Here is an 8,365-nt window from a genome sequence, read left to right as displayed (position 1 = left end):
GCGCTTATCTGCACCTGCCCCACCGAGGCGTAAAGCAGTTCGTCCTGGATCCCGGACGCCTCGCGATAGAGATTCAGCGCGGCCGCCTGGTCCTGCGGCACGCCCAGGCCCAACTCATACAGATAGCCCAGGTTGATCTTGGCGCGGCCATAGCCCTGGTCGGCCGCCTTCTTGAACCACTGGAAAGCCATGCCGTAGTCCGGTTCGGTGCCCAGCCCCTTCGAATAGATTTCGCCGACGTTGTTCTGCGCCTCGGCGCTGCCGCCCATGGCGCCTTCCAGCCACACCTTCAGTGCGGTCTGGTAATTGGCGCGATCGTGCGCGACGTATTCGCCGCCGCGTATCTCGCAGTCGGCCTGGGTGGTGCGCACCGGACGGCGGGCGCTGAGGAAGGTGGCCTGCCGGCCGAGCTTGCGGATCTGCCCGGGCAACAGGCAGTCCACCACCATCAGGTCCTCGGCGTTTCGCACCGCGGCCTGGGCCGGGTGGGCCGGCCATCCAGCGACAATTGCCAGCACGCATGAAGAAGCAATAACGGACAGTCGGGATTGATCCGGACACGCGCTGCGCAAAGTCATGGCATGGCTCCTTTTGGAAGCAATGCGGCCCGCGCCAAGGCCATTGTAGCGGCGCGCCAGCCGCATATACTCGTGCCGGAGTTATAGCCGCAAACCTGGGGAAAAGCGATGGACGTCCTGCGCAGCGCGGCAAGCGGCCGACGGGTGGTCAACGCCCTGTCTGGAAGACTCGTCAACGCGGCGGCGCTGTTGCTGCTGGCACTGGCGGGCCTGGGCTGGAGCAGCCAGTCGCAGGCACAGACCTGCGACTTCGTGCAGCTCGGCGCAACCTCGGCCATCAATCTTTCAGGAAGCTCGGTCAGCTTCTCGCTCGAGGCGCAGACCGCGTGTTCGCCCACGGTGAACGTCGCGATCGCCATCACCGCCGACACCACCGGCGGCGCCACCGTGCAGGCACCCGCCAACCCAACGGTGTTGCTCGACACCCCCTACGTTTTCAGCGTGAACCTGGGCCCCACGCCCGGCGGCATCGGCACGGTCACGGCCACCTGCCTGAGCGGCGGCTGCGCCGGCGACGTGCTGACCTACACCTTCCGCACCAACAACCAGTTTTCCTACACCGCCGCCACGCCGACCCTGGTGACCAACCAGATCACGCCGGTCACGTTGACCACCAACTTCCTGTTGAACGGTGCGCCCGGCGCACTGGCCACGAGCTTCTTCAACCTCACCACGAACTCTGCCATCGGCGTCCCGGTCAATCCCAACGCCGGCGGCAGCGCCAGCACCGTTTTCAGTACGTCCATCGTCAACACCTATGCCATCAGCGGCAGCCTCAATTGCCCGGTGTTGGCCGCGCTTGAAGGCTGCCCGCCGCCGCCGGTGAACTTCAGCGTGCAGGTGGAGGCGGTGACGCTTGCGGCCACCACGCCGATTGCACCGTCAACCACCGCCGGCACGCCGCTCTCTCTTCGCGTTCGCTACGGCAGCGCCAGTATCCCCGCGCCCAACGGCACCAACATGAGCTGGACCGTTGCCTCGCAGCCCCCGGGCGGCGACGCGGTACTGAACGGCAATCCCGTGGCCGCCGCCGGCGTGAGCACGGCGATTTTCAGCGCCACCGTGCCCGGAACCTACACCGTGTTCGCCAACAGCGGCTGCACCTTCTGCGCGCCGGGCAGCCAGACGTTCACGGTGACCGTCAACGCGTTCCCTTACGTGTTGGTGCCCGTCAGCCCCAATCCGCTGGCCGGTTCGTCGGGCGTGGGCCTGCCGGTGACGGTGCGGCTGGAACAGGGCGGTGCGCCGGTCGCGGGAGCCACGGTGCTTTGGAACGCCAGCGCGCCGTTCTCGCCCGCCAGCGCCACCAGCATCACCAACGCCGCCGCGGGCGAGGCGTCCGCCACGTTCACGCCGTCCACCTTCGGCAGCTTCACCAATGCCATCGTCGCCTCGGTGGATATCGACGGCATTCCCGCCTCCGGTGACGAAGCCAGCCTCAGCTTCGACGCCAACATCGCCTTCGTGGCCAGCCTGGCCATCGCCGGCGGCAACAGCCAGAGCGCACTGGTGAATACGGCGTTTGCCAATCCGCTGCAGGTGAATGCCCAGAACAGCGGCCTGCCCGGCGCCGGCATCACCATCAACTGGGCCGTCACCGCCGGCAGCGCCGTGCTTTCGGCGGCCACCAGCGTCACCGACGCGGCGGGCAATACCGCCATCACCGCCACCGCCGGCGCCACGGCCGGCCCGGTCACCATTACCGGCACGCGCCAGGATGATCCCTCGGCCACGGTCAGCTTCAGCCTGGCGGTGGACGGGCTGGGAACGCTGGCCATCATCGACGGCGACGGGCAACTGCTGGCGGCAGGCGCGGCCTCTGCCCCGATGCAGGTCGAGCTGACCAACGCCGCCGGCGCGCCGGTGGCCGGCGCGGTGGTGGCCTGGACCACCAGCAGCGGCACGCTGGCCAGCGCCACCAGCACGACCAACGCGGCGGGCCGGGCCAGCAACACCGTCACCATCACCGCGGCCGGCGCCGTGCAGGTCACCGCCAGTTCACCGCTGGCCGCCGCGCCGGCGGAGTTCGGGCTCAACGGCGCGCTGGCCAGCCTGGCCGACCTGAGTGAAACCCAGTCCGAGGTGGCGAAGGCGATCGACTCGGCCTGCCCTGCGCTCGCCGGGCTGGCTTCGCCGACCCCTGGCCAGCAGGACCTGCTGCAGCGCTGCCAAGAGTTGATCGGGGCGGCCGGCCTGGACCCGAACGCCACCATCGTCGCACTCGACCAGCTGATGGCGGACGTGGCGCTCACTCAGGTGAACGCCGCTTTCAGCGCCGCCCAATCCCAGTTCATCAATCTCAAGACCCGCATTGCCGCGCTGCGCAGCGGCGCCGGCGGCACCGACTTCGGCGGGCTGGCGATCAACACTTCGATGGGTCCGCTGTCGCTGGGCATGCTGGGCAGCGCGTTCAGCAACAGCGCGGCGGAAACCGGCGCCGAAATCGGCACCGACTTCAGCCGCTGGGGCTTCTTCGCCGCCGGCACCATCGGCCGCGGCGAAGCCGATGGCGGCGCGGTGAACCCGGCCTACGACTTCGACGTCGAGGGCGTGACCGCGGGCGTGGACTACCGCAAGAGCGACCAGTGGATCATCGGCGGCTCGCTGGGCTACACCCGCCAGGACACCCAGCTGCCGGGCAACCGGGGCGGGCTGGACACCAACGGCTGGAGCGTTTCGGCCTACACCACGTACTACCAGGCCGACAGCTGGTACATGGACGGCGTGCTGACCTACGGCCAGAACGACTACGAGCTGCTTCGCCAGATCAGCTACACCCTGCCGCTGCCCGGCGGCGGCAGCACCAGCATCAACCAGGTGGCGCAGGCGGACTCCGGCGGCGACCTGCTGTCCACGGCGTTCACCGTGGGCCGCGATTTCAACCGCGGCGCGTTCGGCATCGGTCCCTATGCCCGCGTGCTTTACACGCGCCTTGGCTTCGACGACATCAGCGAGCAGCTGCTGCCGGGCCTGGCGGGCAGCGGCCTGGGGCTGCGCATCGACAACCGGGACGTCACCTCGCTGGCCAGCGTGCTGGGCGCGAAGTTCACCTACACCCACAGCGCCGGCTGGGGCGTGCTGATGCCGCACCTGCAGCTGGAGTGGGAGCATGAGTTCGAGGACGACCCGCAGGCGATAGAGGCCCGCTTCATCAACGATCCGACCGGCAGCGCGATGCTGCTCAGTGGCGACCGCCTGGACACCGACTACTTCCGGCTGGGTCTGGGCCTGTCGATGGTGCTCACCCGGGGGCGCTCGGGGTTCATGTACTACGAGCGCCTGGCCGGAATGAACGGCATGTCGCAGTACAACCTGGCCCTCGGCTTCCGGATGGAGTTCTAGGCTGCGCGCCTGCACGCCACCGCTCGGCGCCGCCGACTTGCCATGCCTGCGCCGCCCGGTTGCGGCGCGGGCGCGGGCGCAAGCATGATGTGGTCCATGGCCCAGCCCTTACCGATGTCCCTGCCCTTCCGGCCCAGCGCATGATCGAATTCGGTCACCTCAGCCACGTCGGCCTGCGGCGCGAGCTCAACGAAGACACCTACTACGGTGACGCCGAGTTGGGACTGTGGCTGGTGGCCGACGGCATGGGCGGCCACGAGTTCGGCGAAGTCGCCAGCGCGCTGGCGCGCGACGCCGTAGTGCGCGAAGTGCGCGCCGGACGCCCGCTGGCCGAGGCCATCCGCCGCGCCGACGAAGACATCATCAAGCACAGCCGCCAGCGTGCGGAAAGCCTGCCGATGGGCACTACCGTGGTGGCGCTTCGCATCCAGGAAAACCGCTTCGAGCTGGCGTGGGTGGGCGACAGCCGCGCCTACCTGTGGAACGGCCAGCTGCGCCAACTCTCGTCCGACCACAGCTACGTGCAGGAGCTGATAGACCAGGGCGCCATCACGGCCGAACAGGCCCGCGCGCATCCGCACCGCAACGTCGTCACCCAGGCCTTGGGCGTCACCGACCCGCAAAGCCTGAAGGTGGAGGCGATTTCGGGCGAACTGCGCCCGGGGCAGCAGCTGCTGCTGTGCAGCGACGGGCTGACCGAGGAAGTGGACGACTCTGGCATTGCCGCCCTGCTCGCCAAACCCGAGCTGTCGGCCCAGGAATGCGTGGACCATCTGGTTTCGGCGGCGCTGGACGGCGGCGGCTCGGACAACGTCACCGTCATCGTGCTTCGTCGCGCCTGACCGCGCTCAGTTCACCGCGGGTGCCGGCGGCAGCGCGGGCGATCCGCCGTCTTCGCCCTGCACGGCGGCGTCCTGCAGCTGGCGCAGGTAGGGGTCTTCGCCATCCACGGCCAGCCCCGCCCGCACGATGACGCCGCACTGCACCCAGCGTTCTGAGGCGCACGCCTTGTAGGCGAAACCACGATAGAAGGCGACGATGCCGGCAATGCCGGCGCGGGCGCGGGCGTTCTCCGGATCCAGCGCCAGCGCCTGGCGGTAGTAGCCCAGCGCGCTGTCGTCGTCGGGAAGCGTCAGCTTTCGACTCAGTTCCACCGTGGTGCCGTACTCGAACAGCTGGTCGCCCGCGTTGAGCAGGCGCTCCAGCTCGCCCTGGTCTGGCGCATCCACCGGCTGGGGCAACTCGAAGCCGGCCGGCACCGGACCGTTGCCGGCAGGATCCGCGGCCGGCGGGTTGTCGGTTGGCGTCGTGGTGGCGGCCACTGGGCGCTCGGGCGACGGACTGGGCGACAGCAGCCACCATCCGAGCAAAGCAGCCACGAACAACACCAGCGACCCCGCGGCGGGCCAGAACCATACCGGCCGCGACTTGCTGCGCTGCGCGCTGATCCGGGTGCGCTGCTGGGTCGCCGCTCCGGACGCGATGCGCGAGCCGCTGCCCGGCTTGCGGGTGTTGGTTTCCTGCAGCACCGCGCCCTGCGGCGCGGTCGCCAGCAGCTTGTGCAGCGCATCAACGAAGGCGGCGCCAGTCTTGTAGCGCTGGTCGGCCTGCTTGGCCATCAGTCCCGACACCAGCGGCTGCAGCCAGACGTAGGGCTCCGGCAGCTCGGGCACGGGATGGGTGACGTGCATCAGCGCCACCGTGAACGGGTCGCCCGCCTGGTAAGGCGGCGTGCCCACCAGCAGCTCGTAAAGCACCGTGCCCAGACTGTAGAGGTCGGATCGACCGTCCACCGGTTCACCGCGCGCCTGCTCCGGGCTCATGTAGTCAGGCGTGCCTATGGAGGCCCCGGCCACGGTGGAACTGTTGCTGCCGTCCATGGCCTTGGCGATGCCGAAGTCGGCCAGCACCACCCGGCCGTCGGCGCGGAACAGCACGTTGCCCGGCTTCACGTCCCGGTGCACGAAGCCCTTGGAATGGGCGAAATCCAGGCCCTGGGCGATGTCGGTGGCGATGTCGAGGATCTGCGCGACGCTCAGGCCACCCTCGGCCAGTTTCTCCTTGAGCGTGCCGCCCGGGATGTACTCGGCCGCCAGGTAGTAAACGCCCTTGTGGCTGCCGATGTCGTACACGGTCACCAGGTTGGGGTGCTGGAGCTTGGCGGTGATCTTGCCTTCCACCACGAACCGGCTGGCGAATTCCGCATTGGCCGCCAGCACCGGCGACATCACCTTCAGGGCGACCTCGCGATCCAGCGATTCCTGCACCGCCAGGAACACCGACGCCATGCCGCCCTCGCCGATGGGCCGCAGGATGCGGTAGCCGGGGATGTTGATGTCGACCGAGGTGAGCAGGACAGTGGCGTTCAAAGCAACCTCGATGCCGGTGGCCGGGTCCGATTATCCACAAACGCCGCTCAGGGTGTGGGTTCGGGCCACAGGCGCTTGCCGGTCTTGGCCGCCATCTTGGCGATCCGCGCTTCGTGCGCCGCCAGCTCGTCGGCGTTGGCACGCACCACGCGGCGCGCGACGGCCAGCGACACAGGCAAATCCACGGACCGCGCCTGGCCTGCCTCGGCCACCGGCGCCAGGCCCAGGTCGCCCTGGCCCGCGGTCAGCCCCAGGTAAACTTCGGCCAGCAGTTCGGCGTCGAGCAGCGCGCCATGCAGCTTGCGGTGGCCGTTTTCCACGCCCAGCCGCTTGCACAGCGCGTCGAGTGAATTACGCTGGCCAGGGAAACGCTCGCGCGCCATCTTGAGGGTGTCGAGCACGCTGGAATGGTGCTCCAGGCGGCCGTAGTGGGCGCCGGCCAGGGACAGCTCGTGGTTGAGGAAGCCGACGTCGAAGCTGGCGTTGTGGATGATCAGTTCGGCGCCGCGGATGAAATCCAGCAGTTCGTCGAGCACCAGCTCGAAGCGAGGCTTGTCCAGCAGGAAATCCAGGCTCAGCCCGGTCACTTCCTGCGCGCCGGGCTCCATCTCGCGGCCAGGATTGAAGTAGCGCTGGAACCGCCGCCCGGTGGGCCGCCGTTCAACCAGCTCGATACAGCCAACTTCAACGATGCGGTTGCCTTTTTCCCAGGACAGGCCGGTGGTTTCGGTGTCGAGTACGATCTGGCGCATGTCCGGGCTCAGCTCCTGAATTTCTCAGCTTCGGCGCGCGCCAGCTTGTCCACGCGCTCGTTCTCGACGTGGCCGGCATGGCCTTTCACCCACTTCCATTTCACCGAGTGCGGCGCGGCGGCCAGCTGCAGCCTTTCCCACAGGTCCTTGTTCTTGACCGGGTCGCCGCCGGCGGTCTTCCAGCCGCGGCGGATCCAGTTGGGCAGCCATTCGCCGATGCCCTTCTGCACGTACTGCGAGTCGGTGGAAAGCACCACCTGGCAGGGCGACTTCAGCGCCTCCAGCGCCATGATCGCGGCCAGCAGCTCCATGCGGTTGTTGGTGGTCTGGGCTTCGCCGCCCGCCTGCTCGCGCGCGGGGCCATCTTGAAGCCGCCGGGCGGCCCTGCGGCCGGGCCCGGGGTTGCCCAGGCAGGCGCCATCGGTGTGGATATCAACAGGTTTCATTTTCGCTTCCATGCAGGTGGCGTTACCCGGCACTCATGCCGGGGCGGAACATTACGGCCCGTGCGCTGGCGCGCAGCGGGGTTACACCCGGATCGCGGCGGCGGGCCACCACCAGGCTGGCCATGCGGAGCCTGGCGGCCAGGCCCGCGCCAGTCGGGGGATCCAGGTCGGTGGCTTGCGCGGCCGACCAGATCGGCCCGAGATAGCGCCGGCGCTGCACGTCCAGGCCCGACCCACGCACCTGGCCGGCGAACAGCTCCGGATCCAATCCCCGCAGGCCCTTGAACGCCCAGCGAAGCCGCGACGGCGCCCAGGGGTTGAGGGTAAGCAACAGCGCCGAACCCTCGGGTTTGAGCACCCTGGCCACTTCCGCCATCAGGGCCTGCGGGTCGGGCGAGCTTTCGAACACAAACAGCGCGTACACCAGCGACAGGCTGCCGCTGGCGAACGGCAGCCTGGCGTCGTCGCAGGCCAGCGCGCCGCGGAACGCACCCGCCTGCCGCTGCAGGCTGACCACGCCCGCCAGCAGGTTGCCCGAAAGCCCCGGATCAAGCGCCGCCGTAGGCCGCAGGTACAGCCCGCTGTGGCCGAACACGCGGGTCAGTTCGGGCAGGGCCTGGCGCTGGACCTCGTGCAGCAGGCGCAGCGCGACGTCTCGGGCGAACCAGGCGTCGGGATCGGGATCAGGTTGACGTCGGGCGTGGGCCGGGGGCATGGTCGCGATTCTGCGTCAAAAGCGCGCCCCAGGTCATCCCGTGCTGCGTGCCCTACCCCTCCCCGCCTTTAACGACAACTACTTCTGGCTGCCCCCCACCCCACGCGGCTAAGCCGTGGTGGTGGACCGGGGCGCGCCCGGGCCGGTGCTGCAGGCCGCCGCC

General features: G+C 69.0%; 7 protein-coding genes. 2 read left to right on the top strand and 5 right to left on the bottom strand.

Going from position 1 to position 8,365, the window contains the following annotated elements; genetic code table 11:
- Positions 1–518: tetratricopeptide repeat protein (locus K0M70_RS06510; RefSeq protein ID WP_290780802.1), on the bottom strand; the 518-nt coding region annotated here is incomplete at its 3' end.
- A 168-nt stretch (positions 519–686) separates the two neighbouring features.
- Between K0M70_RS06510 and K0M70_RS06505 the strand changes: the two genes are divergently transcribed.
- A complete protein-coding gene (locus K0M70_RS06505) occupies positions 687–3,920 on the top strand; it encodes an autotransporter outer membrane beta-barrel domain-containing protein (RefSeq protein WP_290780801.1) in 3,234 nt (1,077 codons plus the stop codon).
- Positions 3,921–4,060: 140 nt separating this feature from the next.
- Positions 4,061–4,762 carry a protein phosphatase 2C domain-containing protein gene (locus tag K0M70_RS06500; RefSeq protein ID WP_290780800.1) on the top strand — a complete coding sequence of 234 codons (702 nt, stop codon included), beginning with the start codon at positions 4,061–4,063 and terminating at the stop codon, positions 4,760–4,762.
- Positions 4,763–4,768: 6 nt separating this feature from the next.
- Here K0M70_RS06500 and K0M70_RS06495 read toward each other — a convergent pair whose 3' ends face one another.
- From K0M70_RS06495 to K0M70_RS06480, 4 genes are read right to left on the bottom strand one after another with little or no spacing between them, the layout of a single operon-like run.
- On the bottom strand, positions 4,769–6,289 hold the full coding sequence (locus K0M70_RS06495; protein ID WP_290780799.1) for a serine/threonine-protein kinase: 1,521 nt from the start codon (positions 6,287–6,289) through the stop codon (positions 4,769–4,771).
- Between the two features lie 47 nt (positions 6,290–6,336).
- On the bottom strand, positions 6,337–7,041 hold the full coding sequence (gene dnaQ / locus K0M70_RS06490; protein WP_290780797.1) for a DNA polymerase III subunit epsilon: 705 nt from the start codon (positions 7,039–7,041) through the stop codon (positions 6,337–6,339).
- Positions 7,042–7,049: 8 nt separating this feature from the next.
- Positions 7,050–7,487 (bottom strand): ribonuclease HI, encoded by a 438-nt coding sequence (gene rnhA / locus K0M70_RS06485; protein ID WP_290780796.1) that lies wholly within the window; start codon positions 7,485–7,487, stop codon positions 7,050–7,052.
- 22 nt (positions 7,488–7,509) lie between these two features.
- On the bottom strand, positions 7,510–8,202 hold the full coding sequence (locus tag K0M70_RS06480; protein ID WP_290780795.1) for a methyltransferase domain-containing protein: 693 nt from the start codon (positions 8,200–8,202) through the stop codon (positions 7,510–7,512).
- Between the last annotated feature and the right edge of the window lie 163 nt (positions 8,203–8,365).

Source organism: Arenimonas sp., from assembly GCF_019459675.1.
Lineage (GTDB): Bacteria > Pseudomonadota > Gammaproteobacteria > Xanthomonadales > Xanthomonadaceae > Arenimonas.
The sequence above is the reverse complement of the archived record's forward strand: the minus strand, read 5'-3'. Positions and strand labels throughout refer to the sequence as shown.

Coding starts and splice junctions, on each gene's coding strand:
- K0M70_RS06505 (WP_290780801.1), top strand. CDS start 687: ATGGACGTCCTGCGCAGCGCGGCAAGCGGCCGACGGGTGGTCAACGCC.
- K0M70_RS06500 (WP_290780800.1), top strand. CDS start 4,061: ATGATCGAATTCGGTCACCTCAGCCACGTCGGCCTGCGGCGCGAGCTC.
- dnaQ (WP_290780797.1), bottom strand. CDS start 7,041: ATGCGCCAGATCGTACTCGACACCGAAACCACCGGCCTGTCCTGGGAA.
- rnhA (WP_290780796.1), bottom strand. CDS start 7,487: ATGAAACCTGTTGATATCCACACCGATGGCGCCTGCCTGGGCAACCCC.
- K0M70_RS06480 (WP_290780795.1), bottom strand. CDS start 8,202: ATGCCCCCGGCCCACGCCCGACGTCAACCTGATCCCGATCCCGACGCC.